This is a genomic window from Streptomyces sp. 63XJN7_1_ISO-PGPR-S23-121 (assembly GCF_056173025.1).
In genome coordinates this window covers 6,630,328-6,656,200 of record NZ_CM149653.1, presented here as the reverse complement: position 1 = coordinate 6,656,200, position 25,873 = coordinate 6,630,328, and the positions used below count along the sequence as shown (strand labels likewise).

21 protein-coding genes are annotated in these 25,873 nt (G+C 74.3%); 10 read left to right on the top strand and 11 right to left on the bottom strand.

The window, feature by feature from the left end; all coding sequences use genetic code 11:
* Positions 1-16 precede the first annotated feature (16 nt).
* From AC0VYN_RS29795 to AC0VYN_RS29775, 5 genes are all read right to left on the bottom strand, one after another.
* Positions 17-1,453 carry a hypothetical protein gene (locus AC0VYN_RS29795; RefSeq protein ID WP_475533450.1) on the bottom strand — a complete coding sequence of 479 codons (1,437 nt, stop codon included), beginning with the start codon at positions 1,451-1,453 and terminating at the stop codon, positions 17-19.
* A gap of 193 nt (positions 1,454-1,646) precedes the next feature.
* On the bottom strand, positions 1,647-2,618 hold the full coding sequence (locus AC0VYN_RS29790; protein WP_475533449.1) for an N-acetylglucosamine kinase: 972 nt from the start codon (positions 2,616-2,618) through the stop codon (positions 1,647-1,649).
* Positions 2,609-3,874, bottom strand: a complete 1,266-nt coding sequence (locus AC0VYN_RS29785) for a 6-phospho-beta-glucosidase (protein ID WP_475533448.1) — start codon at positions 3,872-3,874, stop codon at positions 2,609-2,611. The genes AC0VYN_RS29790 and AC0VYN_RS29785 overlap by 10 nt, the downstream gene beginning before the upstream one ends.
* Positions 3,875-4,021: 147 nt before the next feature.
* Positions 4,022-5,233, bottom strand: coding sequence for an ROK family transcriptional regulator (locus AC0VYN_RS29780; protein ID WP_475533447.1), 1,212 nt, complete (start codon positions 5,231-5,233; stop codon positions 4,022-4,024).
* Between the two features lie 200 nt (positions 5,234-5,433).
* Positions 5,434-6,528 carry a mechanosensitive ion channel family protein gene (locus tag AC0VYN_RS29775; protein WP_475533446.1) on the bottom strand — a complete coding sequence of 365 codons (1,095 nt, stop codon included), beginning with the start codon at positions 6,526-6,528 and terminating at the stop codon, positions 5,434-5,436.
* 333 nt (positions 6,529-6,861) lie between these two features.
* On the opposite strand from AC0VYN_RS29775, the gene AC0VYN_RS29770 reads away from it, so the two are divergent.
* The 4 genes from AC0VYN_RS29770 (at position 6,862) to AC0VYN_RS29755 (ending at position 10,448) form a co-directional block, all read left to right on the top strand.
* The gene (locus AC0VYN_RS29770; protein ID WP_359397602.1) at positions 6,862-7,398 is read left to right on the top strand and encodes an HNH endonuclease; all 537 of its coding nucleotides are present in this window, start codon (positions 6,862-6,864) and stop codon (positions 7,396-7,398) included.
* Positions 7,399-7,684: 286 nt separating this feature from the next.
* Positions 7,685-7,999: a hypothetical protein gene (locus AC0VYN_RS29765; RefSeq protein ID WP_385460014.1), complete on the top strand. Its 315-nt coding sequence runs from the start codon at positions 7,685-7,687 to the stop codon at positions 7,997-7,999.
* Entirely contained in the window at positions 8,000-10,102 is a 2,103-nt protein-coding gene (malQ, locus tag AC0VYN_RS29760; protein ID WP_475533445.1) for a 4-alpha-glucanotransferase, read from the top strand.
* 70 nt (positions 10,103-10,172) lie between these two features.
* Entirely contained in the window at positions 10,173-10,448 is a 276-nt protein-coding gene (locus AC0VYN_RS29755) for a hypothetical protein (RefSeq protein WP_385460010.1), read from the top strand.
* A gap of 96 nt (positions 10,449-10,544) precedes the next feature.
* Here the strand turns inward: AC0VYN_RS29755 and AC0VYN_RS29750 are convergent, their stop codons facing one another.
* Positions 10,545-11,144 carry a TetR/AcrR family transcriptional regulator gene (locus tag AC0VYN_RS29750; RefSeq protein ID WP_475533444.1) on the bottom strand — a complete coding sequence of 200 codons (600 nt, stop codon included), beginning with the start codon at positions 11,142-11,144 and terminating at the stop codon, positions 10,545-10,547.
* Positions 11,145-11,274: 130 nt separating this feature from the next.
* Here AC0VYN_RS29750 and AC0VYN_RS29745 point away from each other — a divergent pair, with 130 nt between their 5' ends.
* Positions 11,275-12,753, top strand: coding sequence for an FAD-dependent monooxygenase (locus AC0VYN_RS29745; RefSeq protein WP_475533443.1), 1,479 nt, complete (start codon positions 11,275-11,277; stop codon positions 12,751-12,753).
* Positions 12,754-12,761: 8 nt separating this feature from the next.
* On the opposite strand, the gene AC0VYN_RS29740 is transcribed toward AC0VYN_RS29745, so the two are convergent.
* Positions 12,762-13,283, bottom strand: a complete 522-nt coding sequence (locus AC0VYN_RS29740; protein ID WP_475533442.1) for a MarR family winged helix-turn-helix transcriptional regulator — start codon at positions 13,281-13,283, stop codon at positions 12,762-12,764.
* A 127-nt stretch (positions 13,284-13,410) separates the two neighbouring features.
* Here AC0VYN_RS29740 and AC0VYN_RS29735 point away from each other — a divergent pair, with 127 nt between their 5' ends.
* Positions 13,411-14,340: an EamA family transporter gene (locus tag AC0VYN_RS29735; protein ID WP_475533441.1), complete on the top strand. Its 930-nt coding sequence runs from the start codon at positions 13,411-13,413 to the stop codon at positions 14,338-14,340.
* A gap of 13 nt (positions 14,341-14,353) precedes the next feature.
* A complete protein-coding gene (locus AC0VYN_RS29730) occupies positions 14,354-14,533 on the top strand; it encodes a hypothetical protein (RefSeq protein ID WP_475533440.1) in 180 nt (59 codons plus the stop codon).
* Between the two features lie 26 nt (positions 14,534-14,559).
* On the opposite strand, the gene pepN is transcribed toward AC0VYN_RS29730, so the two are convergent.
* Positions 14,560-17,133 carry an aminopeptidase N gene (pepN, locus tag AC0VYN_RS29725; protein ID WP_475533439.1) on the bottom strand — a complete coding sequence of 858 codons (2,574 nt, stop codon included), beginning with the start codon at positions 17,131-17,133 and terminating at the stop codon, positions 14,560-14,562.
* A 111-nt stretch (positions 17,134-17,244) separates the two neighbouring features.
* Between pepN and AC0VYN_RS29720 the strand changes: the two genes are divergently transcribed.
* The gene (locus AC0VYN_RS29720) at positions 17,245-17,721 is read left to right on the top strand and encodes a DUF1203 domain-containing protein (protein WP_475533438.1); all 477 of its coding nucleotides are present in this window, start codon (positions 17,245-17,247) and stop codon (positions 17,719-17,721) included.
* Here AC0VYN_RS29720 and AC0VYN_RS29715 read toward each other — a convergent pair.
* Complete coding sequence (locus tag AC0VYN_RS29715) at positions 17,718-18,734, bottom strand: aspartate-semialdehyde dehydrogenase (protein ID WP_475533437.1); 1,017 nt, start codon at positions 18,732-18,734, stop codon at positions 17,718-17,720. The two genes, AC0VYN_RS29720 and AC0VYN_RS29715, sit on opposite strands and share 4 nt — an antisense overlap.
* 129 nt (positions 18,735-18,863) lie before the next feature.
* Positions 18,864-20,999: a TerD family protein gene (locus AC0VYN_RS29710; RefSeq protein ID WP_475533436.1), complete on the bottom strand. Its 2,136-nt coding sequence runs from the start codon at positions 20,997-20,999 to the stop codon at positions 18,864-18,866.
* 146 nt (positions 21,000-21,145) lie between these two features.
* Between AC0VYN_RS29710 and AC0VYN_RS29705 the strand changes: the two genes are divergently transcribed.
* Positions 21,146-21,676, top strand: a complete 531-nt coding sequence (locus AC0VYN_RS29705) for a sigma-70 family RNA polymerase sigma factor (RefSeq protein ID WP_451693371.1) — start codon at positions 21,146-21,148, stop codon at positions 21,674-21,676.
* 1 nt (position 21,677) lies between these two features.
* Positions 21,678-22,454 (top strand): hypothetical protein, encoded by a 777-nt coding sequence (locus AC0VYN_RS29700; protein ID WP_475533435.1) that lies wholly within the window; start codon positions 21,678-21,680, stop codon positions 22,452-22,454.
* 115 nt (positions 22,455-22,569) lie between these two features.
* Here the strand turns inward: AC0VYN_RS29700 and AC0VYN_RS29695 are convergent, their stop codons facing one another.
* The gene (locus tag AC0VYN_RS29695; RefSeq protein ID WP_475533434.1) at positions 22,570-25,863 is read right to left on the bottom strand and encodes a S8 family serine peptidase; all 3,294 of its coding nucleotides are present in this window, start codon (positions 25,861-25,863) and stop codon (positions 22,570-22,572) included.
* Between the last annotated feature and the right edge of the window lie 10 nt (positions 25,864-25,873).

Here is a 25,873-nt window from a genome sequence, read left to right as displayed (position 1 = left end):
GGGCCCCTGCGCTGTCTCACCGGTACTCCGACAGCCTGCGGCCGATACCCAGCAGCGCGCCGGCCGCGCCCAGGACGGCGAGGGCGGCGGCGCCCTGGGGCAGCAGCCCCATCGCGTCCAGGCCGTCGCCCGCCGCCCGCTCGAACTCGGCCTTCTCGTGGTCGAGGGCGTCGGCCAGCGAGGCGTCGACGCCGTCGAAGCACTCCACCGTGGCGCCCTTGCCGCCGATCACCAGGTCCAGCGCCTGCTGGTAGTCGCCGTTCTCGTCCTGCTCACGGGCGGACGCGTGACGCTTCTTCCACTCCGTCATGTCGGCGCCGGCCGCCGCGACCGGCCGCTCGCCCGCCTCGTCGTCGGCGAGCCGCCGCGCCTCGGCCAGGCCCTTGCCGAGGGTGTCCATGTTCTTCTCGAAGTCGAAGTCGTAGGCGTCGTACGTCTCGTCGCCGACCTTCTTCGTCTCCGCGCCGCGCGCCACGAGCGTCAGGTTCTCGTTGCCGCGGGCCTTGAGGGAGGCGATGCGGGCCTCGTGCAGCGCGTTCAGGGAGCGCACGCCGTGGTCGTACGAGTCGTTCAGGTCCGACCGCGCGACACTGTGGCCGACGGCCAGCCAGAGCAGGACGACCGTCGCGGCGGCCGTGGCGGCGACCAGGCCGTGGTTGAGGACCCGGTTGGTGCGCCGGTAGTTGCGGTACTGGGCCCAGCCCAGGGCCTCTAGCGCCAGCACGCCGAGGGCGATCGCCGCCCACGGGTAGGGCTCGGCGTCCGCGTAGTCGTCGCTCAGCCGCTGGTTCTCCCGCGTGTAGAGGTCCTCCGCCGCCGGGAGCATCTCCTTCTGCATCTTCTCGTTGGCGTAGCGCAGATAGGCGCCGCCGACCGGAAAGCCCTGCCGGTTGTAGGTGCGGGCCCGCTCGATCAGGCCCTTGTACTCGGGCAGCAGGCGGTTCAGCCGGGTGATGGTCGCGGCCGCGGGGGAGCCGGAATCGGAGTTGGCGGCGGCCGCCACGAGCCCCTCGGCGGCCGTGCGGACGCCCTTCTCGTACCGATCGCGGGAGGCCTTCGTCTCCTGGCCGCCGGCCAGGAACCCGCTGGACGCCGCGGTGTTGGCGTCGGCGAGGGAGCGGTAGATGCCGGCGGCGGAGGAGCTGAGCGGCTGGCTGCGGTGGAGCACGTCGTCCGCGGCGGCGGACCGCTCGGTCATCTGCCAGGCGGTGACGGCGCCGAAGGCGAGGACGAGCACGGCGAGCAGGGCGCCGATGATGCGCAGCCGGCCGGGCTCGGTGGTGGCCGCGGCGCGCAGGCGGTCCACGCCCTCGGCGAACGCGGTGCGGCGGGGCGCCGACGGCGGGGACGCGGACGGGGCGCCGCCGGCGGAGCGCTGCGGCGGCACGGCGGGCGGCGGGGGCACGCTCGCGCCCGGCGGTGGCGCCGCGCTGCTCTTCGGCGGTCGAGTCACTGCTGACCTCCCCCAGGGTCATCCGTCGCCGCAAGTATCGCGCCCCGCACCGGCATTCGCACCGGCCTTACCCGATCTTGATCCGAACGCGGGGTTCCGCACCCCGTTCCCCGGCGCCGGCCGACCGGCCGGAACGCTTCGGCCCTGCCCATGAATACGCCTGCGGGGCCGGTTCGGTTCCCCGGCGGGGACCTCAGGCGCCGAAGTGCGCCCGCACCCGGTCCCGCGCCCCGGGGACCGCCGCCGTCCGGTCCAGCCCCAGCAGCACCGCGCCGAGCACCGGGGGCGCGGTCACCACCCGCGGCACGGCCCTGGGGGCGCGGGCCGCCAGCAGCTCCCGTATCCGGCCGTCGAGCCGGGGGTGCCGGGCGGCCAGGACGCTGCCGCCGAGCAGGACCGGCGTCCGTTCGCCGAGCAGGTCGAGGCGGGTCAGCGCGACGGTGGCCATCGCCACCACCTCGTCCGCCTGCCGGTCGACGACCGCCCCGGCCACGGCGTCGCCGCCGTCCGCCGTGGCGAACAGGACGGGGGCCAGCTCGTGGCGCCGTTCCGGCTCGATGTGCCGCAGGTGCAGGGCCTCGACGAGGGCGGACATCGAACCGAGCCCGAAGTGCGCCGGCAGGGTCCGGGCCAGCGCCGTGGGCCCGCCCCGCCCGTCCTCCGCCCGCGCCCCGTGCCACAGCGCCTCCTCGGCCAGGGCCCAGCCGCCGCCCCAGTCGCCGGAGATGCGGCCCAGGGCCGGGAAGCGGGCGGTGCGGCCGTCGGGGCGCATGCCGACGCAGTTGACGCCGGCGCCGCAGACGACGGCTACCCCGCGCGGCTCGGTGACGCCGGCCCGCAGGATCGCGAAGGTGTCGTTGCGCACCTCGACGGTCGTGCCCCACGCGCGCGCGTGCAGCGCGGCGGACAGCTCCGCCTCCTCCACGGGCAGGTCCGCGTTGGCCAGGCACGCCGAGACGTGGTCGACCCGGCGGACGCCGGCCGCGGCGAACGCCCGCGTCACCGCCTCGGCGAGGACGTCCACCGCCCGCCCGACCCCCACGGCGGGCGGGCGGAAGCCGCCGCCGCGTGCCGTGGCGAGCACCTGCCCCTCCGCCGTCACGACCGCCACGTCCGTCTTGCTGTTGCCCGCGTCGACGGCGAGCACGCTCGCGGTCAGGCCCACGCCAGGTGCTCCCGGTTGTGCGCGACCAGCCGGTCGGTGAGCCGTTCGGCGTAGGCGTACTGGCCGACGAGGGGGTGGGCGAGCAGCGCCCGGAACACCCGCTCCCGGCCGCCGCGCAGGGCCGCGTCCAGGGCCAGATCCTCGTACGCGGTCACGCTCGCCATCAGGCCCGCGAACAGCGGGTCCACGGCCGGGACGGCCAGCGGCGCCGCGCCCTCGCGGCCCACCGCGGCCTGCACCTCGATCACCGCGTCGTCGGGCAGGAAGGGCAGCGCGCCCCGGTTGTACGTGTTCACCACCTGGTACGGGGATCCGGTGCCGCCCAGCAGGGCCGCCGCCAGGTCCACGGCGGCCTCCGAGTAGTAGGCGCCGCCGCGCCGGGCCAGCAGCGCGGGCTTCTCGTCCAGGGCGGGATCGGCGTACATCTCCAGCAGCCGCCGTTCCATCTCCGCGACCTCGGCGGCCCTGGACGGCTTGTGGCGCAGCTCCTCGACGACCTCGTCGTGCGCGTAGTAGTAGCGCAGGTAGTACGACGGGACGACGCCCAGGCGGTCCAGCAGGGGCCGCGGCAGGCGGAGGTCGGCGGCGACGGCGTCGCCGTGCTCGGCCAGCAGCCGGGGCAGGACGTCCTCGCCCCCGGGGCCGCCGAGGCGGACGCCGGTCTCCCAGGTGAGGTGGTTCAGGCCGACGTGGTCCAGGTGCACGTCGGCGGGTGCCGTGCCGAGCAGCGCGGCGAACTTGCGCTGGAGCCCGATCGCCACGTTGCACAGGCCGACCGCCCGGTGGCCGGCCCCGAGCAGGGCGCGGGTGACGATGCCGACCGGGTTGGTGAAGTCGATGATCCAGGCGTCCGGGTTGGTCCGGCGCACCCGTTCGGCGATGTCCAGCACCACCGGCACCGTGCGCAGCGCCTTGGCGAGGCCGCCCGCGCCGGTGGTCTCCTGGCCGACGCAGCCGCACTCCAGCGGCCACGTCTCGTCCCGCTCGCGGGCCGCCTGGCCGCCGACGCGGAGCTGGAGCAGGACGGCGTCGGCGCCGTCCACGGCCGCGTCCAGGTCCGAGGTGGTCACGACCCGGCCGCCGTGGCCCTGCCGGGCGAAGATGCGGCGGGCCAGCCCGCCGACCAGTTCCAGCCGGTCCGCGGCCGGGTCGACCAGTACCAGCTCCTCGACCGGCAGGGTGTCCCGCAACCGGGCGAAGCCGTCGACGAGTTCGGGCGTGTAGGTCGAACCGCCGCCGACCACGGTGAGTTTCATTCGGTCATCAGCCCTTTGCTCCAGTCGGCGCGACGAGCCGTGACCGGCCCGGTCGCCGCCGTGGTGAGGTTCCGGTGGACGGGTGCCGCCGGCGGACTCCGGTCCGCGGGGGCGGTGCTGCGGAGGTGCTGCGGGGGTGTGCGGGCGTCAGCGCGAGGTGTCGAAGACCTCGTCGCGGGTCGTCGCGAGCGCGCTCTCCAGCGCGCCGCGCAGTACGGGGTCTCCGGTGACGGAGCCGATGACGAGGCTAGGCCGGGAGGCGGCCAGTTCGCCCAGCTCCTCCCGGACGAGGTCGCGCAGCGCCTCGCCGCCCGCGGTCAGCGAGGTGCCGCTGAGCACGACCAGTTCGGGGTCCAGCACGGAGACGAGGGAGGCCAGACCGGTCGCCAGGCGGGTCGCGTACGCCCGCAGCAGCAGGCGGTGCGGCTCGTCCTCCGCCCCGGCCGCGCGGGCGAGGAGGGCGGCGGCGGCCTCCGGGTGCCCTCCGCCGGGTACGGGGGTCACGCCCAGTTCGCGGGCCAGCCCCGGCACCGCCTGCGAACCGGCCAGCTCCTGGAAGCCGCCGCTGTTGGTCCGGGCGACCCCGCGCACCAGCGGCGCGCCCGGCACGGGCAGGAAGCCGACCTCGCCGGCGCCGCCGGTCCAGCCGCGGTGCAGCCGGCCGCCGAGGACCAGGGCGGCCCCGAGGCCCTCCTGGTTCCACAGCAGCACGAAGTCCCCGTGTCCCCGGGCCGCGCCCAGGCGCTGCTCGGCCAGGGCGACGAGGTTCACGTCGTTCTCGTACCCGACCGGCATCGGCAGGGCGCCGGCGAGCTCCTCCAGCAGGCCGGGGGAGTGCCAGCCGGGCAGGTGAGCGGCGTAGCGCAGCCGGCCGGTGTTCGGGTCGAAGGCGCCCGGCGTGCCGACGACGAGGCGGCGGACGTCGTCCCGGGTCAGCCCCGCGGCCTTCACCGCGCCGTCCAGGGCCTCGGTGACCTGCCGGACGACGGGGACGCCGGCGCGCCGGTGCGGGGTGGGCAGCTCGTACCGGCCGACCGTGCGCCCGGTGATGTCGGCGACCGCGGCGAGGACGCGGGCCCGGGTGACGTCGAGTCCGGCGGCGTACCCGGCGGCCGGGTTCACCTGGAAGAGCTGTGCGCCGGGTCCCGGCCGGCCCTCCGTGGTGCCGCCGGCCAGCACGAGCCCCGCGGCCTCCAGGCGGGCCAGGAGCTGCGAGGCGGTCGGCTTCGACAGACCGGTGAGCCTGCCGATCCGGGCGCGGGACAGCGGCCCGTGCTCCAGCAGGAGGTCCAGGGCGGCCCGGTCGTTCATGGCGCGCAGGACGCGCGGGGTGCCCGGCGTACCGGCGGCTGCTGCCATGCGGGTCCACACCTGCCTCTCGGCCGCTGAGCCTTCCACCGAGCCGTGGGGAACCGGCGCGGACTGTAAGGAAAGTTTCCTGTCGGTCGAGAAACGTAGGCCCGCCCCGGGGAGCCGTCAAGGGATCGCCCGGATGCCCCGCGCACGACACCGCCCCCGGGGCGACGCGGTCGTCACCTCGGGGGCGGGGAGGAGCCCGGCTACTTGGTGGTGCTGGGCGGAGTGATCGGGGAGGCGGCCATCGACTGCGGCGACACGGTGCTCGCGTACGCCGACGGTGCCGCCACGCCCGCCGTCGGGTCGGCGGCCGCGGTCCCGTCCACCGGGACCGTGGCACCGCCGACGATCGGGATGTCGGCCGCGTCGAAGGCCCGCTTGATGCGCCAGCGCAGCTCGCGCTCCACGGTCAGGGCCTTGCCGGGCATGGTCTTCGCCGAGACCCGCACGACCATCGAGTCCAGCAGGACGCTGTCCAGGCCGAGCACCTCGATCGGGCCCCACAGGAGCTCGTTCCAGGGCTCCTCCTTGCTCATCCGCTCGGCGACCGCGTCGAGGGTCTCCTTGACCTTGTCCAGGTCCTCACCGGAGCGGACCGTCACGTCCACACCCGCCGTCGACCAGCCCTGGGACAGGTTGCCGATGCGCTTGACCTCGCCGTTGCGGACGTACCAGATCTCGCCGTCGGCGCCGCGCAGCTTGGTAACGCGCAGCCCGACCTCGACGACCTCGCCGGAGGCCACGCCCGCGTCGATGGTGTCGCCGACGCCGTACTGGTCCTCCAGGATCATGAAGACGCCGGAGAGGAAGTCGGTGACCAGGTTGCGGGCGCCGAAGCCGATCGCGACGCCCGCGACACCGGCGGACGCCAGCAGCGGGGCCAGATTGATCTGGAAGGTGCCGAGAACCATCAGGGCCGCGGTGCCCATGATGACGAAGCTCGCCACCGAACGCAGCACCGAGCCGATGGCCTGCGACCGCTGCCTGCGCCGCTCGGCGTTCACCAGCAGCCCGCCCAGCGCGGTGCCGTCCACCGCCCCGGCGGTGCGGTTCATGCGGTCTATCAGCTTGGTGATCCCCCGCCGCACCGCCGCCCGCAGCACCACCGCGATCACCAGGATCAGCAGCACCCGCAGCCCGATCGCGAGCCACGTCGACCAGTTCTGCTCGACCCAGCTCGCCGCGTTCGTCGCGTGCTCCTGGGCGTCCTGGAGCGAGGGCACCCCGGGGGCCGTCGGGGACGGCGAGGGCGACGGCGACGAACCGGCGGCCGAGAGGACGGCGGCGGACAGGGACACGGCGGATACCTCCAGGTGCGGTGCCCGTCCCGCGGCGCGGGCGGCCGGGCGACGACGGTCCAAGGGTCTGGTCCAAGGTCACGGGAAGGTCACCGGACGGGCAGGACAACCACACTAACGGGGCACCTTGTGGGGATCGGTGCGAAGTACGCGGGAGAGACCGCGCTCACCCGCGCTTGAACTGGTCAGACTCCGGGGGACACCTCAGGTGTGGTCGAAAACACTCCCAGCCCGTTACCGGGAGATGGTGGCGCGTCCACCAGGCATGAGGGGAGACTGACTACGGATCGTCCCGGCGCGAGCCACGCGCCGCCGGCGTACAAGGAGGCATCCGTGCCGCACGTCCTGGTTCTCAACGCGTCGTACGAGCCACTCGGCGTCGTACCGCTCCGCCGCGCGCTCGTCCTCGTCCTCGAGAACAAGGCCGTGTGCCTCGAGGAGTCCGGCGCCTTCCTGCACAGCGCGACCGTCACCGTCCCCGCACCCAGCGTGGTCCGGCTCAAGCGATTCGTGCGGGTCCCCTACCGGGGGCCCGTTCCTCTCACCAGGCGGGCGCTCTTCGCGCGCGACGGGGGCCGGTGCATGTACTGCGGCGGGGTCGCCACCAGCGTCGACCACGTCGTCCCCCGCAGCCGCGGGGGACAGCACGTGTGGGACAACGTGGTGGCCTCCTGCCGTCGCTGCAACCACGTCAAGGCCGACCGGCACCTCGGTGAGATCGGCTGGCGCCTGCGCCACAAGCCCGCCCCGCCCACCGGCCTGGCCTGGCGCATCATCGGCACCGGCCACCGGGACCCGCGCTGGCTGCCGTACCTGCAGCCGTACGGAGCGGACGACGCGCTGGCCCGGATCGACGGCATCTCGGCCTGACGGCCCGGGGGACCGGGTGGACCGGGGCCGCTCGGCGCTCCCGGTCCCCCGGGGGCCGTGCGTCCGGAGCGATCCGCACCGCCTTTTATCGGCCGCGCGCGGCCGACCGCGCACTTCACCCGAACGAGTGACGGCCGGAGTGGCGTCTTCGCCCGGGTTCAGGGACTTTGTCGCGGGCAGAATGTGACCAGGGCCACGTTGTCCGTCCCGGGGCGTCTGTCCTGGCGCCGACTGGGTAGGGCTGCCGTAACCCGCCAAAAGCGTGCGCGACACAAAGGAGATCACCGTGGCTGCAATGGCACCCCTGCTGCTCCCGGCCCCTTCCAAACCCGCGGCGGAGCCGTCCACCCCCTGGGCGGAGCCCTCCGCCGACTCCGGCACCCCGCACTACTGCGTCTTCGGCGCCACCGGCAGCTGCGCCGAGACCCCCCTCACCAGCGAACCGCCGCTGCCCGACGCCGAGCCCCTCACCAGCGAGTCGCCGTTCGCCGACGCCGTGCCGCTGACCAGCGAATCCTCCCCCGAGCTCACGGCCGACGTGCCGGAGCAGGGCGGCCCCTCCTTCGCCGTACCGGAACCCACGCGGTCCCAGAGGCCGTAGATGACCGCAGCCCGGCCGGCCGAGCCCCCCGTCGAGGACCTGCCCGAGGACCTGACCCGGCTCGCCGCACTGCACGGGGTCGCCACCGCCTACCACCCGTCACCGGACCGCACCGTCACGGCCTCGGTCACCGCCGTCACCCACGCCCTGGCCGCCCTCGGCGTCGGCACCGGCGAACCCGCAGCGGTGCGCGCCGCCCTCGCCGCCCGCGAGGAGGAACTGCGCGAGCGCCTGCTGCCGCCCACCGTGGTCGCCCGCACCGGCGGCGGCACACCGGACGCCCTGTCCGCGCTGCCCGAGGGCACCGCGCTGCGCGTCGAGACCGAGCAGGGTGAGATCCGCGACGACGCCGGGCGGCTTCCCCCCGGGTACCACCGCGTGACCGCCACCGCGCCCGACGGCCGGACCGCCCGGGCCCACCTGATCGTCGCCCCCGACCGCCTGCCCACCCCGGCCGGACGCTCCTACGGACTCCTGGTCCAGCTCTACTCCCTGCTGTCCGGACGCTCCTGGGGCATGGGCGACCTCGGCGACCTCGGGGAACTGGCCGCCTGGGCCGGCCGCGCCCTCGGCGCCGGATTCGTGCAGGTCAACCCGCTGCACGCGGCCGTACCCGGCGCCCCCACCGACCCCTCGCCCTACCGCCCCTCCTCCCGGCGCTTCCCCGACCCCGTGCACCTGCGGATCGAGGCCGTGCCCGAGTTCGCGCACGTCCCCGGCCCCGACCGCGTGCGCGCCCTCCAGGATCGGGCCGGACGGCTGCGGGAGGCCGTGCTGGAGAAGGGCGCCCTCATCGACCGGGACGCCGTGTGGGAGCTCAAGCGCGACGCCCTGGAGCTGCTCCACGAGGTCCCCCTCGGACCCGGCCGCCGCGCCGCCTACTGCGACTACCTCGCCGAACAGGGCACGGCCCTGGAGGACCACGCCACCTGGTGCGCCCTCGCCGAGGTGCACGGCTGCGACTGGCGCCGGTGGCCCGAGGGGCTGCGCGACCCGCGCTCGGCCGAGACCGCCCGCGCCCGCGGCGAACTGGCGGACCGCGTCGACTTCCACTCGCGCCTGGCCTGGCTCACCGACATCCAGCTCACCGCCGCCCAGCGCACCGCCCGCGACGCCGGGATGCCGGTCGGGATCGTGCACGACCTCGCGGTGGGCGTGCACCCGCAGGGTGCCGACGCCTGGGCCCAGCAGGAGTACTTCGCCGCCGGCACGTCGGTCGGCGCACCGCCCGACGCCTTCAACGCCCGCGGCCAGGACTGGGGCCTGCCCCCGTGGCGCCCCGACCGCCTGGCCGACTCCGGGTACGCCCCCTTCCGGCGTCTGCTGCGCGGCCTGTTCCGGTACGCGGGCGCCCTGCGCATCGACCACGTCATGGGCCTCTTCCGGCTCTGGTGGGTCCCCGAGGGTCACCCGCCCACCGAGGGCACCTACGTCCGCTACGACGCGGAGGCCATGCTCGCCGTCCTCGTCCTGGAGGCCACCCGGGCCGGTGCCGTCGTCATCGGCGAGGACCTCGGCACCGTGGAGCCCGGCGTGCGCGAGGCGCTGCGCGAACGCGGGGTGCTCGGCACGTCGGTGCTCTGGTTCGAACGGGACTGGGCGGGCGACGGCCGGCCCCTGCCCCCCGAACAGTGGCGCGCCGACTGCCTGGCCACCGCCACCACCCACGACCTGCCGTCCACCGCGGCCCGGCTCACCGGCGAACACGTCGAACTCCGCGACCGCCTGGGGCTCCTCACCCGCCCGCTGGAGCAGGAGCGGGCCGAGGCGGCGACGGACACCGCGGAGTGGCTCGAACGGCTCGCCCACCTCGGCCTGCTGGGGGGCACCGGAGGCGCCACCGACCCCTCCTCCGAGGAGGCCGGGATCCAGGCCGTCCACCGCTTCCTGCTGCGCACCCCCGCCCGCATGGTCGGCCTCTGGCTCCCCGACGCCGTCGGCGACCGCCGCCCGCAGAACCTCCCCGGCACCTGGGACCAGTACCCCAACTGGCGACTGCCCGTCGCCGACGCCGAGGGCCGCCCGGTGACCCTGGAGGAACTGGCCGCCTCTCCGCGCCTGCACGCCCTGATCGAGGTGATGCGGGCTCGGTCCGCGCGCTGAACGGAGCGTCCGGGGCCCCGTACGGCACCCCGGGCGCGCGCCCCGTTCCGCCGTTCGCTAACTTTGCACCGTGGACAAGAAGAACGCCCTGCGCGCCGGCGCCCTGGCAGCCGGTACGACGCTGATGATGCTGCTCATGTCGTCCCCCGCGCTCGCGCTGACCCGCGACGACGGCGACGACCCCGGCACGGGCCTGAGCGTCATCGAGACGCTGGGGCTCTACGTCCTGCTCCCGATCGGCCTGTTCGTGGTCATCGCGGGCCTCTGCATGGTCCTGGACCGGACCCCGGACAAGTACCGCACGCCCAGCCGCAACGTGAAGACCAAGGCCGACGCGAAGGCCTGACGGCCCACCACGGCACCACCCGAGGGCGCCGGTCCCGCCGCACGTACGCGCATCAGCCGTACGTGGGGGGACCGGCGCCTTTCGGCGTTTCGCGGATCAGGGATTCGGCACTGTCAGATAGCGCTGGAGCGTGGGCGCCAGCCAGGCCACGACCTCCTCGCGGTGCAGCGCCACGGCCGGCGGGAGACGCAGGACGTACCGGGTGAGCGCCAGCCCGAGCACCTGGGTCGCGACGAGGGCGGCCCGCGCGGGGGCCTGTTCGGGGTCCGGGCACACCCGCCGGGCGACCGGCAACAGCTGATCGCGGAAGATGCCCTGCATGCGCTCGGCCCCGGCCTGGTTCGTGACTCCGACCCGGAGCAGTGCTGTCAGCACCTCGTTCTCCTCCCACATGGCGAGGAAGTGGGTCACCAGGACCCTGCCCACCTCCTCGCGTGGCCGCTCGGCCAGGTCGGGCAGGGCGAGATCGACCGTGACGGCGGCCGCGAACAGGCCCTCCTTGTTGCCGAAGTACCGCATCACCATCGACGGATCGATGTTCGCGTCCCGCGCGATGACGCGGATGGTGGCCCGCTCGTATCCGTCGGCGGCGAAGCGCTCGCGGGCCGCGTCGAGGATCGCGGCGCGGGTGGTGTCGGAGCGGCGAGCGGACGAGCCGGTCTTTTCGGTACTGCTGCCAAGTCTGGTGCGGGACATGCCCACGAGCGTAGGCCAACATTTGTTGGCCAACAAGTGTTGACCCCGTACCAGCGTGGCTTCTACGGTGACAACAGGCGTTGGCAAACGCATGTTGGCGAACGATCGTTGGCATCACCAGGAGGCCCAGATGAACGGCACCTCGCACGAGTCCCCCCGTTCCGTGATCGTCGTCGGCTCCGGCCCGACCGGCCTGCTCCTGGCCGGTGACCTCGCCGCCGCCGGCATCCCCGTCACCGTCGTCGAGAAGCGCCCGCACCGGATCAGGAACCTCTCCCGCGCCTTCGTCCTGCACGCCCGCACCCTGGAGCAGCTCGACGCCCGCGCCCTCGCGGACGAGCTGGAGGCCGTCGGCCGGCCCCTGGACCGGCTCCGCCTCTTCGGCCGTCTCACAGTCGAACTCGCCACCCTGCCCTCCCGTTTCCGCCACCTCCTGGTCCTGCCGCAGTACGAGGTCGAGAAGGTGCTGGAGCGACGGGCGGTGGAAGCCGGCGTGGAGTTCCGGTACGAGACCGAGACGACCGGCGTGCGCCAGGACCCGGCGGAGGGCCGCGTGACCGTCGAGGTCCGCGGCCCGGACGGGGAGACGGAGACGCTGCGGGCGGCCTACGTCGTCGGTGCCGACGGCATGCGCAGTACCGTGCGCGAGGCGATCGGCCTGCCGTTCCCCGGGCGCTCGGTCATCCGCTCCGTCGTCCTCGCCGACGTGCGCCTGGCCGAGGAACCCGAGACGCTGCTGACCGTCAACGCCGTCGGGGACGCCTTCGTCTTCCTCGCGCCGTTCGGCGACGGGTACTACCGTGTGATCGGCTGGCACCGCGGGCGGAACGTCGCCGACAGCGAGCCCCTCGACCTCGACGAGGTCAAGGAGATCACCCGTCTCGCCCTGGGCCGGGACTTCGGGATGCACGACGCCCGCTGGCTGTCCCGGTTCCACAGTGACGAACGGCAGGCGCCCGCCTACCGGGTGGGCCGCGCCTTCCTCGCCGGCGACGCGGCGCACGTGCACACCCCGGCCGGCGGCCAGGGCATGAACACCGGCCTCCAGGACGCGGCGAACCTGAGCTGGAAGCTGGCGGCCGTGCTGCACGGGCACGCCGGGCCCGAGTTGCTGGACAGCTACCAGGCCGAACGGCACCCGGTGGGCAGGTCGGTGCTGCGCAGCAGCGGCGGCATCGTCCGCCTCGCCATGGCCAAGCGCCCCTGGACCCTGGCGCTGCGGGCGGCCGTCACCACCGTCCTCGACCACGTGGGTCCGCTCCGCCGCCGGGTGGCCGGCCACGTCACGGGCGTCGGCCACCGCTACCCCGCCCCCCGCGGGTCCCACGGCCTGACCGGCACCCGCGTGCCCGACCTCGACCTCGCGGGCGGCGGCCGGCTGTACGAGGCGCTGCGCGGCGGACGGTTCGTACTGATCGGTCCGCAGGCGGGACCGGACCCGGAGGCGCAGCGGGCCGGGGTTGGCCGCGAGGGCCGGCTGGCCGTGGCGCACTGGGCGAGCGGACGCCGCACGACGGTCCTGGTGCGGCCCGACGGACACGTGGCCTGGGCGGCGGACGACGCGGGCGCCGCGGAGGCAGCGGCGGCGGTCGCCGCGCACGTGGGTTGAGCGGCCGGCTACTCCTCGGTGCCGGCGAGGAGTTCGCGCAGCAGGTCGGTCAGGTGGCCGGCCCGGTCGGCGCCGAGAGCGGACAGCGCCTCGGTCTGGACGGCGAGGCCGGCCCCGACCGCCTCGTCGATCAGCGCCAGCCCCTTCCCGGTGAGCGTGACCCGCAGTGCGCGGCGGTCGTGCGGGTCGGGGGAGCGGCGCAGCAGCCCGGCCCGCTCCAGCTTGTCGAGGCGGCCGGTCATGCCGCCGGTGGTGAGCATCAGCGTGGCCGAGAGCTGCCGGGGGGAGAGGGCGTGGGGCTCGCCGGAGCGGCGCAGGGTGGCCAGCACGTCGAACTCGCCCCGGGAGATGCCGTAGGGCGTGTACGCCTTCTCCATCCGGTCGCCCATCGCGCGGGACAGCCGGAAGACGCGGCCGAACACCTCCATGGCGGCCGTGTCCAGGTCCGGCCGCACCGCCGCCCACTGGTCGATGATCGCGTCGACGGGGTCTGCGCGCCGGGAGGGCCGCGGCCCGGGGCTTTCAGTCATGGGACGAGTATCGGGGGCCGCCCGGTCGCCCGCAAGAAAGTAGCTTGAAGGAAACTTGCTTAGAGCTAAGCTACTTTCAACCGAGCTACTTCGGTCGAGCCACTCCACCGTCCCGAAGGGTGCCCCCATGGCCACCGGCCGCCCCGCCCTCATCGCGCTCACCGCCCTCGCCCCCGTCTCCTGGGGCACCACCTACGCCGTCACCACCGAGTTCCTGCCGCCCGACCGTCCCCTGTTCACGGCCGTGCTGCGCGCCCTGCCCGCCGGTCTGCTGCTGCTCGCCCTCGCCCGGGTGCTGCCGCGGGGCGCCTGGTGGGGGAAGGCGGCCGTGCTGGGGGCACTGAACATCGGGGCCTTCTTCCCGCTGCTGTTCCTCTCCGCCTACCGGCTGCCGGGCGGCATGGCCGCCGTCGTCGGCTCGGTCGGCCCGCTCCTCGTCGTCGGGCTCTCGGCGCCGCTGCTGGGGCAGCGGCCCACCGTCCGGGCCGTGCTCACCGGCCTCGTCGCCGCGTTCGGCGTCAGCCTGGTCGTGCTGAAGGCGGCCGGGGCGCTGGACCCGCTCGGAGTCCTGGCCGCCCTCGCCTCCACCGCGTCGATGTCCGCCGGCACCGTCCTCACCAAGCGGTGGGGACGCCCCGGCGTCGGCCCGCTCGCCCTCACCGGCTGGCAGCTCACCGCGGGCGGCCTGCTCGTCGCGCCGCTCGCCCTCCTGGCCGAGGGCGCCCCGCCCGCGCGGGACGGCCCGGCCGTCGGCGGCTACCTCTACCTCGCGCTGGCGAACACGGCGGTGGCGTACTGGCTCTGGTTCCGCGGCATCGGCCGGCTCTCCGCCACCCAGGTCACCTTCCTCGGCCCGCTCTCCCCGCTCACCGCCGCAGTGGTCGGCTGGGCGGCGCTGGGACAGTCGCTGACGCCCCTTCAGACGGCGGGCATGGCCCTGGCCTTCGGCGCGACCGTCGCGGGCCAGCTCGCCCCGGGCAGCCGGGCTCAGCCTCGCCGTCCAGGGCGGCTTCACGCCGACGGCCGGCACGGTCCTGCCGCTCCTCTACGTCGGTGAGGCCTCCTCGGCCGTGGCCTTCTTCGCCTGGAACAAGGCGATCTCCCTCATCGGCCCGGCCCGGCCCGCGCACGTGGTCGCGGCGGTGCGCAGGGGGGCGGGGGAGGGCGCGGCCGTCGCCACCGTCCTCACCGCACTGCGCACGGCGGCGGACGCACGGCGCCCGCCACGGAAAGGGGGGCGCCCGGCGTGACGCCGGACGCCCCCCGGGCGTACCGCCTACTCGCCCGCCGCCGCGTCCGCGGCCTGGGCCTTCAGGGCGCGCTCCACGCCCGAGCGGGACTCCGAGACCAGCCGGCGCAGGGCCGCGTTCGGCTCGGCGGAGGCCAGCCAGGCGTCCGTGCGGTCCAGGGTCTCCCGGGACACCTGCACCGCCGGGTACAGGCCGATCGCGATCTGCTGGGCCATCTCGTGCGAACGGGACTCCCAGACGCCCTTGAGCGCCTCGAAGTACCGCTCCGTGTACGGCGCCAGCAGCTCGCGCTGGTCGGTCTGGACGAAGCCGGCGATGACCGCCTCCTGCACGGCGTTCGGCAGCTTGTCGGACTCCACGACCGACTCCCAGGCCTCCGCCTTGGCCTGCTCGGTGGGCCGGGCGGCCCGCGCGGTGGCCGCGTGGCGCTCACCGGCGGCGGTCCTGTCCCGCTCGTACTCGGCCGCGATCTCCGAGCCGCCGAACCGGCCCACGGCCGCCAGCCGCTGCACGAAGGCCCAGCGCAGCTCGGTGTCGACGGCCAGGCCCTCGATCGTGCGCGTGCCGTCCAGCAGCGCGTCCAGCAGGTCGAGCTGCTCCGGCGTGCGCGCCGTCGCCGCGAACGCGCGGGCCCACGCGAGCTGGTGGTCGCTGCCCGCCTCGGCGGCGCGCAGGTGGGCCAGCGTCGCCTCGGTCCAGCGGGCCAGCAGCGTCTCGCGGGCGGCGGGGGCCGCGTACTGGTCGATGGCCAGCTTCACCTGGCGGTGCAGCGACTGCACGACACCGATGTCGGACTCCTTGCCGATGCCGGACAGCACCAGCGACAGGTAGTCGCGGGTCGCCAGCTCCGCGTCCCGGGTCATGTCCCACGCCGACGCCCAGCACAGGGCGCGCGGCAGGGACTCGGTGAAGTCGCCCAGGTGCTCGGTGACCACCGCGAGGGACCGCTCGTCCAGACGGACCTTCGCGTACGACAGGTCGTCGTCGTTGAGCAGCACCACCGCCGGACGGCGCTTGCCGACCAGCTGCGGCACGGCCGTCAGCTCGCCGTCGACGTCCAGCTCGATCCGGTCGCCGCGCACCAGCTTGCCGTCGGCGTCCAGGTCGTAGGCGCCGATCGCGATGCGGTGCGGGCGGAGCGTGGGCTCGCCCTTGGCACCGGCCGGGAGCGCCGGGGCCTCCTGGCGGACGGCGAAGGAGGTGATCACGCCCTCGGCGTCCGTCTCGATCTCCGGCCGCAGCACGTTGATGCCGGCCGTCTCCAGCCACGCCTTCGACCAGGTCTTCAGGTCGCGGCCGGAGGTCTCCTCCAGCGCGCCCAGCAGGTCGGACAGGCGCGTGTTGCCGAACGCGTGACGCTTGAAGTACGCCTGCACGCCCCGGAAGAACGCGTCCTCACCGACGTACGCGACGAGCTGCTTGAGCACCGAGGCGCCCTTGGCGTACGTGATGCCGTCGAAGTTGACGAGCACGTCGTCCAGGTCGCTGATGTCCGCCATGATCGGGTGCGTGGACGGCAGCTGGTCCTGCCGGTACGCCCAGGTCTTCATGGAGTTCGCGAACGTCGTCCACGAGTGCGGCCACTTGGAGCCGGGCGCGTCGGCCTGGCAGGCGGCCTCGGCGAAGGTGGCGAACGACTCGTTCAGCCACAGGTCGTTCCACCACTCCATGGTGACCAGGTCGCCGAACCACATGTGCGCCAGCTCGTGCAGGATCGTCGCCGCCCGCACCTCGTACGCGGCGTCCGTCACCTTGGAACGGAACACGTACTGGTCGCGGATGGTGACCGCGCCCGCGTTCTCCATCGCGCCCGCGTTGAACTCCGGCACGAAGAGCTGGTCGTACTTCTTGAACGGGTACCGGTAGTCGAACTTCTCCTGGAACCAGTCGAAGCCCTGCCGGGTCACCTCGAAGATGGCGTCCGCGTCGAGGTGCTCGGCGAGCGAGGGCCGGCAGTAGATGCCGAGCGGCACCGACTGGCCGTCCTTCTCGTACACGCTGTGCACCGAGTGGTACGGGCCGACGATCAGCGCCGTGACGTACGACGAGATGCGCGGGGTCGGCTCGAAGGACCAGACGTGGTCCTTCGGCTCGGGCGCCGGCGAGTTGGAGATGACCGTCCAGCCCTCGGGCGCCTTCACGGTGAACTGGAAGGTCGCCTTCAGGTCCGGCTGCTCGAAGCTCGCGAAGACCCGGCGCGCGTCCGGCACCTCGAACTGGGTGTAGAGGTAAGCCTGGTCGTCGACCGGGTCGACGAACCGGTGCAGGCCCTCACCGGTGTTGGTGTACGCGCAGTCGGCGGCCACGCGGAGGACGTTGCGGCCCTCCAGCAGCCCCGGCAGGGCGATGCGGGAGTCCTGGAACACCTCGGCCGGGTCGAGCGCGTCGCCGTTGAGGGTCACCTCGTGGACGGCCGGAGCGACCAGGTCGATGAAGGACTCGGCGCCGGTCTCCGCGACGTCGAAACGCACCGTGGTCACGGACCGGTAGGTGCCGCCCTCCTGCGCGCCGGTGAGATCGAGATCGATCTCGTACGAGTCAACGGTCAGCAGCTTCGCCCGCTGCTGCGCCTCTTCGCGAGTCAGGTTTGTGCCAGGCACGCGGTCATCTCCTCGTTATGTGTGGGTTGCGCCATCCTTCCACGGGACCGCATCCGACGCGATGTCCGTTTCCCGCCGGTGGCGGTGGAGCGCGCGCGGGAGCCTGGTGCCATGAGCAGCCACACCGCGCGCCCCATCGCCCCGGCCGTACTGAGGGAACTGCGCGCCGCCGACGACGCGGGCCGCGTCCCCGTCCCCGAGACCGACGACGAGGGCGGCGCCCCGCTGCGCTGCTGCCTGCGCCGCAGCCGCCCGGGCGAGCGCGTCGCCCTGGTGTCCTACGCCCCGCTGCGCCGCTGGGCGGCGGCGACGGGCGCCGACCCGGGCGCGTACGACGAGCAGGGGCCGGTCTTCGTCCACGCCGAGGAGTGCGCGGGACCGGAGACGGACGGCCCGGCCTTCACGAACGCCCACCGCGTCCTGCGCCGCTACTCCGCCGACGGGCACATCCTGGGCGGGCGGCTGGTCGGGGAGCCCGATGCCTTCGGACCCGCGCTCCGGGAAGCGTTCGACGACCCGGCCGTGGCGCTCGTCCACGTCCGGGCCGTCGAGTACGGCTGCTTCCTCTACGAGGTCGGGCGCGGCTAGCCCTTCAGCTCCGCCGCCACGAGCTCCGCGATCTGCACCGCGTTCAGGGCCGCGCCCTTGCGCAGGTTGTCGTTGGAGACGAACAGGGCGAGGCCGTTCTCGACGGTCTCGTCCTGGCGGATGCGGCCCACGTACGACGGGTCCTGGCCGGCCGCCTGGAGCGGGGTGGGCACCTCGGTGAGCGCCACGCCGGGGGCGCCGGCGAGCAGCTCCTTGGCGCGCTCCACGCTGATCGGGCGGGCGAAACGGGCGTTGATCTGGAGGGAGTGGCCGCTGAAGACGGGCACGCGCACGCAGGTGCCGGAGACCTTCAGCTCCGGGATCTCCAGGATCTTGCGGGACTCGTTGCGGAGCTTCTGCTCCTCGTCCGTCTCGTGCAGGCCGTCGTCGACGATCGAGCCGGCCAGCGGCAGCACGTTGTACGCGATCGGCGCCACGTACTTCTCCGGCTTCGGGAACTCGGCCGCCGCCCCGTCGTGGGTGAGCTTCGGGGCGTCCTCGCCGACCTTCTTCACCTGCTCGAACAGCTCGTCCACGCCGGCCAGGCCGGAGCCGGACACCGCTTGGTAGGTGGCGACGACCAGCGCCTCGAGGCCCGCCTCCGCGTGCAGCGGACGCAGCACGGGCATCGCGGCCATCGTGGTGCAGTTCGGGTTGGCGATGATGCCCTTGGGGCGGTCGGCGATCGCGTGCGGGTTCACCTCGGAGACCACGAGGGGCACCTCGGGGTCGCGGCGCCAGGCGGAGGAGTTGTCGATCACGACCGGGCCCTGGGCGGCGACCTTCTCGGCCAGCGCCTTGGAGGTGGCGCCGCCCGCGGAGAACAGCACGATGTCCAGTCCGGAGTAGTCGGCCGTGGCCGCGTCCTCCACCGTCACGCCGTCGAGCTCCTTGCCGGCGCTGCGGGCCGAGGCGAACAGCCGCAGCTCGGTGACCGGGAAGTCGCGCTCCGTGAGGATCCTGCGCATGACCGTGCCGACCTGACCGGTGGCTCCGACGATTCCGACCCTCACGGTGACTCCTTCTCGTGACGTGCGTTGCCAGCCTGCGTGGCCGAGACCTGTCCATCATGCGTCTCTCCAACGGCCACATGTCCAATCCTTTGCCCACGGACCGGGACACGAAAGGGGTGGTGAGAGGGGTCACGCCCGGGGTTCGAGGGCCCAGCGGCCGGACGTCCGCATCTGGAGATATCCGCCCGGAACGCGCTGCAGACCGGAAGCCGTACTGATCCGGCGTACCGGTTGCAGGCGTTCGTCCAGTTCCCACAGCACCGGCAGGGTGGCCCCGCCGAGCGCGTCGTGCTGGACCATCACCTCGGCCTCGGGTCCGGTGTGACGTACGACTCCGTAGCCCTGGCCCTCGACGGGCGCCCGGTCCAGCACCGGCGCGGTGGCCAGGGCGGCCGGCTCGATCCGCCATCCGGTCCCGTCGGCGGTCCAGATCTGCAGGTAGCAGTAGCCGGCCTCCGACACCCACAGCGGCCCGGTGACCGGACGCCGGCGCGTGGTGTCGGCGGAGATCTTCGACCGGCCGTCGGCCTGGACCGTACGGGCGGTCACCATCTGGTCGCCGGCGGCGGTCCGGCACAGGCCGAGCAGGGCGGGCGGCCCCTCGTAGCGGAAGACCGTGCTGCCCTGTCCCTCGGCCGGTCCGGTGAGCAGGGGTGCCTGCTCCACCGGCAGCAGCCGCAGGGTCCAGTCGCCGACGTCCGCCAGCCGCAGCCGGACCTGGGCCTCGCCCCTGGTGAACAGCAGGGTGCGGCCGTGCTCCCCGTGCCGGTAGCCCTGTACCAGTTCCTCCTCGTCGTCGTACTCGTCGACGAGCAGCAGCCGGTGGCCGAGGCCGCCCCGGGTGTCCGGGCAGGCGTACTCCAGCAGGGCCGGCCGCCCCGGGGCGGGGTTGACCAGCGTGAGCGTTGTGTCGCCGCGTCCGGAGTAGACGCCGGAGGCCTGCGCGGCGGCCTGGTCGGGCACGTGCAGGGGGCGGGCGCCGAGCTGCCAGGCGCCGTCGGCCTCCAGGAGCAGCAGGAGCGGGCCGTCGGCGACCGGGACCGTCTGCCGCAGCCGGTCGGTGTCGTTGACCAGCAGGTCGCGGTCGTCGAGGTCGTGCAGCCGGGACACCTCCAGGGTCCACAGACCGAAGTACCCGCCGCCGTCCTCGTCACCGGCGAAGTCCACGTCCAGGTCGGCCACGGGCCCGGTGTAGGCGACGGCCTCGGGGCCGTAGCCGCTGAGGGGGCCGGTTCCCAGGCGGCGGAGCACCGACAGGGGTTGCACGAGCACCGTCCAGTCGTTGTCCGCCTCCACGCGCAGTCGCAGGGGGCGGTCCTTCGGGGGCTGGACCAGGACGCGGCCGCGGAAGTCGCGCAGCGTGGAGTTGAACAGCAGGTCGTCGTCCTTGTTGCGGCGGGTGAGGGTGTGCAGCCCGAAGTAGCCCTCGCCCTGGTGCCAGGCCTCGACGACGACCGGCCCCGGCGGCAGGGGCGCGTCCACGGAGACCACGCCGTTGCCCTGTCCGCGCTGGGTGTACGGGTGGAACTCGGGGCCGAAGGAGTACGGCACCGCGTCCACCGGCGCGGCGGCGGGTGCCGTGACCGGTGACGGGGCGGCGGGGTGGCCGCCCGTCGGCGCACCGGCCGGGGCGGGCGCGGCGACCGCCGGGGCGGGGGCGGCGACCGCCGGGGCGGGGGCGAAGGCAGGGGCGGAAACGGGCGCGGGCGCGGGCGCGGCGGCCGGCACCGGCGGGGCCGGGGCCTCCACGGCTATGCCGAAGTCCGTCGCCAGGCCCGCCAGTCCGGACGCGTATCCCTGGCCCACCGCCCGGAACTTCCACTGGCCGTCCCGGCGGTAGAACTCCCCGAGCACGAACGCCGTCTCGTCCCGCGCGTCGCTCACCGTGTAGTGCGCCGCCGTCACACCCTCGGCCGTCAGGGCCTGCACCTGCAGACCGGGCACCTGGCCGAAGACCCCGCCGTCGCAGGACGCGGCGATCAGCACCCGCTGCACGGCGGGTTCCACGCGCGGCAGGTCCACCTCCAGCCACTCGGCGAGCTGCCCGCCCCCTTCGGCCGTACCCGCGTGGCGCACGGCCCCCGAGGGGTGCGCGGGCTGGTTGTAGAAGACGAGGTCGGCGTCGCCGCGCACCTTGCCCACGGCGTCGAGCAGCAGGGCGGAGGCGTCCACCGCCGGTGCCCCCGGGACGTTCTGCCGGCAGACCGCGACCCGCAGGAGGCCTGCGGGGACAGGGGTGTTGGCGCCCTTGGTGATGTGCGTCATGAGGCACATGGTGACAGTGAAGAAGCTGTGAAGTCGATGGCCGGAAGAAGTGGAAGTCGGTGGTCCGGAAGATCGCCGCCGCACCGGGCGAACGTTTCGCCCAGGACCGGCGTCATAGGGGAAACACCGTGAGGGGAGGGGGGGTCGTGCTGCGCGGAAGGGGCCGCCGCGGCCAGGGGGACGCCGTTCGCGACGATCCCCTGGACGCGGCCCAGGAACGCCGGGTGCGGGCGGTGCTCGCGCTGGGCGGCGTGCCGCAGGCGGACCTGCCGGACGGGGTGCAGCAGGTCCGCCTGCGGCTGCTGGAGCGGGCGGCGCGGGGACACGAGGCGCCGCGGGACGTGTCCGCGTGGGCGGCGGTCGTCGCCTCCAACCTGGCCATGGACTGGCACCGGGCCCGGCACCGCCAGGACCGGCTCGGCGAGCGGCTGGCGGCGCTGCGGCAGTCCGCCCAGCCGTCGGGGGAGGACACCAGCGTCCTCTCCCTCGCCGTCGCCCAGGGCCTGGACGGGCTCCCCGACACCCAGCGGCAGGTGGTGGTCCTGCGCTTCTACGCCGACCTGCCGGTGCGCGCCATCGCCGAGCAGCTCGGCGTCCCGGAGGGCACGGTCAAGAGCAGGCTGCACACGGCGGTACGGGCGCTGCGGGCCCGCCTGCACGAGGACGAGGTGGTGTGAGATGGCCGCCGAACAGCCCCCCGGTGGGCACGACGCGCTGATGGCCGCGATCACGGGCGAGCCGCTGCCGCCCGGCGCGGACGCGGGCGCCCGCGACGCGTACCGGGCGGCGACGGCCGACGTGGCGCTGCTGCGGGAGCAGTTGGGGATCATCGGGCGGACGCTGGGCGACGCACCGGCCACCGAACCGGACACCCTCGGGTTCGGGGAGCCGGAGCTCCTGCCACCGGTCCGTTCCGCTCCTTGCCCGGGCCCTCGGTCCCGGCGCCGGCGCGGCCTCGTCCTCGGGGCCCTCGCGGCGGCCTGCGCGGGCGCGGTCGTGGCCGGCCTGGGGTGGTCGTTGCCGGCCGGTGGCGGGAGCGCCGACTCGGCGAGCAGCGCGGCCAAGGAGGACACCGGCGAACCCGCCCACGCCCTCGGCACCGCGGACTACCTGGCCTGCGCGGCCACGGTGGCCGAGGGCCGGGTGACCGGCACGGCCCCGGTGCCCGGGGCGGGGACGCGGATCACCATGCGGGTCACGCGTCTCTACAAGCCGGAGCCGGAGCCGAAGCCGGGGCCGGAGCCGGACGGCAGTAAGACGGAGCACCCGGGCATCAGCTTCCTGCTGGAGGACGACGCGCCCGTACTCCGGGCCGGTGACGCGCTGATGATCGGCATCCCCCGGGGCGGCTCCGCTCCGGACGAGGTGGTCACCGGCGAGCAGGAGGTCGCCGCCGTCCGGGCCGAGGTCGTCGCCTCCCTGCCCGGGTCCCGCACCGTCGGCTGCGACGGCTGACCCGGAGGGCGCCGCACCGTCGGCTGCGACGGCTGACCCGGAGGGCGGCACGGAGAAGGGGGCGGGCGCCCGCGGAGCGCCCGCCCCCTCGGGGACTGCCGTGTGCCGTACCGGACTACGGCACGACCGTCCCGATCCGGACGCTGCCGAGACCCGCGACCGTGCCATGGGCGTTCACCAGCTGGACCCGGCCGAAGAACTCACGGCCCGCCGGCGCGGCGGCCAGCGCGGTCGCGCTGCCGGAGACCGTCGCGGACTCGCCCGTGCCGAGCTTCACCGGCGCGGAGCCGTCCACGGTGACCGAGCCGAGTGACGCGGCGAAGTACACGTCCCGGTAGTCGTACTCGGTGGTGCCGGACGGCACGGAGTAGCCCGCGACCGCCACGGTGTAGGTACCGGCGGCCGGGTTCGGGATCGACACCGACTCCTCCGAGTCGCCGTCGGCGGACTGGCCGACGGCCTTGCCGTCCTTGTAGACCGTCAGGTCCAGGTCGGCGGCCGCGTCGGAGACGCCCCCGATGGCGACGTCAAGCGACGTGGCGCCCGCGGGCACCTCCACCGTCGAGGTCCTGGTCTGGCCCTGCGTGATCGTCGGACGGGACGTGCCGGCCGAGCCGAGCGGGCCGCCGACCAGCTTGCCCTCCAGGGCGGCGTACCGGTTCGTCACCGTCCAGGAGGCGGTCACCGGGGTGCCCGCCTTCGCCTCGGGCACGGTCACGACCTCCGGGTCGAAGACGGCGCCGAGGATGCCGGCGTCCAGCGTGTAGGGGTTGTCCAGCAGCGGCGAGGTGCGCCGCGACTCGACCTCGATCTCCCAGACGCCGGGCTGCGGGTCGGCGTACGCGCGCACGTCGGGCCGGCAGCCGTTGCCGTCGAGGTAGTCGTTGTAGCAGTACGGGGTGGAGGTGTTGTCGACCGCGACGCCGTACGGGTGGATGGCGATGAACCGGGTCTGGCTCCTGTCCTTCAGCCCGCCGATCGCCACCTCGAGCGTCCTGGCGCCCTCGGGGACGGTCACGAAGTACGACTGGGTGCTGTTGCGCTGCACGGAGCTCTTCGCGGAGAAGGTGTACTTCAGCGGCGCGGAGACCACGACGGTGGTCAGGACCTGCTTGTCGATGCCCTCGGTGCGCGGGTCGTCGACCTCGAGGATCGCGCTCTTGAGGCCCTCGGAGCCCGGCCGCGCCTCGACCTCGACGGTCACCGGCTCGTTCAGCGGCAGCTTCACCTCGTCGGAGCCGACGATCCGGAAGGTGCGCCCGGCGTTGTTCTCGAAGTGCAGCTCGTGCCGGATCGCCTTGTCGGCGCCCGAGGTACGGGTGAGCGTGATCTCGTACGTCTTCTTCTGGCCCGCCTTCAGGCCGCCCTCGCGGTCGTACAGGCCGGTGCCGTAGCCCGGGGTCTTCAGGAACTGGTCGATCGCGGTGTCGACCGGCGCCTTGACGGTGTAGTCGTGCGCGGTGGCGCCGCGCTCGACCGCGCGCCAGGCGTCGGGCACGTTGACCAGGCCCGCGCCCTCCTCGTACGCCTGCGCGCCCTTGATGTGGTCGGCGGTGGAGGTCAGCGCGGTGCGCAGCCTCGCCGGGGTGAGGTCGATGCCCTCGTGCTTGGCGGCGGACAGCAGCAGGGCGGCGGCGCCGGCGGCCTGCGGGGAGGCCATCGAGGTGCCCTGGAGCATGCCGTAGCCGGCCGGGAGGTCGTAGCCCGACTCCGGGACGGGGGCGCCGGGCAGCCAGGTCTGGATGGCGTTGACGGCGGCGCCGGGCGCGGTGAGGGTCGGCGTGAACCCGCCGTCCTCGCGCGGGCCGCGCGAGGAGAACGGCATCATCGCGTACTTGGTCCGCACCGCGGAGCCGTAGTTGGCGGCCCATGTCTCGCGGGAGATGGACGCGCCCACCGAGATGACCTTGTCGGCCAGGCCCGGGTCGCCGATGGTGTTGGCGCCGGGGCCCGAGTTGCCCGCGGAGATCACCAGCTGGACGCCGTAGGTGTCGATGAGCCGCGTGTAGAGCAGGGCGCGCGCGTTGTTGCCGTCGTTCAGCGCCGGGAGCCCGCCGATGGACATGTTGACGATGTCGACGCCGCGGTTCACGACGAGGTCGATCATGCCCTCGGTGAGCGCGATGTTGGTGCAGCCGCCGGACCAGGTGCAGGCGCGCGAGGAGACGATCTTCGCACCCGGAGCCGCGCCGTTCATCTTCCCGCCGAACAGGCCGTTGGCGGCGGTGAGGCCGGCCACGTGCGTGCCGTGCTCGGACTCGATGACACCGATGTTGACGAAGTCGGCCCTGGTGCCCGCCCCGTCGACGACGTCCTTGCGGATCTCGACCACGAACGGCTGGCGCTCGGCCACGTCCGTCCTCGGGTCGTCGGTGCCGAAGTACCCGACCTGGAGACCGTCCTTGTACGGCTTCATCGGGGTGTCGTCGGTGAAGTCGTGGTTGTTGTTCAGGTCGACGCGGACGGTGCCGGCCTGCGCGTCGTACAGGACGCCCCAGGAGTCGGTGGTGTCGCCGTCCCGGTTCGCGTCGCCCTTGGCGTCGCCGCCGGCGGTGACGGACTCGCGGAAGACGTTGACCCCGTAGGACCCGGCGGGCGCCGTCCAGGTCTGTCCGTCGTAGGTGAAGACGGGCCCGGAGACCGCGGTGTCCATGCGCCGCCAGGTGGCGTCCTGGTCGACGACCGGGTCGGTCGCGGTGACCCAGTCGACGATCTTGCGCTCGCCGGTGGTGGTCCGCTGCAGCGCCGGGTGGGCCAGGTCCACGCCCGAGTCGAGGATGCCGATGGTGATGCCCCGGCCGTCCGCCTTCGGGTTCTTCTTCACGAAGTCGACGGCGCCCGTCTCGAAGGACGGGTTGTACGGGTTCTCGGCGGGCGTGCTCCGGCCGGGCGCCGGGTAGGCGCGGACCTGCTGCGGGGCGCCCTTCGCCGTGTCGGCGCCCGGCGCCGGGTCGTCCAGCGGTATCTCGTCGCGCAGGTCGATGCCCTGCACGGAGGAGAGCTTCGCGGCGGCCGCGATGGCCGAGTCGGCCTTGGCGGTGGGGACGGTGGCGCGGACGTAGCCGAGCCGGTCGTCGGTGCGGCCGACCGCGCCGCCGCCCACGGCGTCCAGCGCCTCGGCGACCTGCTCCGTCCGGCCGGGCGCGGTGGCGACCATCATCGTGACGTTCTTGGTGCCGTCGGCCTTCGCCTCGGCGAGCCGGTCCGCGTCGTCCGAACCGAGCTTGTCGTGAGCGGACTTGACGGAGACGTCGGCCGGCGGCGTGGTCCCGGTGCCCGGCCCGTCGGCCGCGAAGGCCAGCGGTATCGGCCCGGCCGCGGAGAGCGCGGCGACGAGCCCCGCGGCCACGGCCAGGCGGGCCGCGCGTCTCGCGCCCGGTATCGGTTCACGCTGAGGGGTGTGGGTCATCGGCATCCCT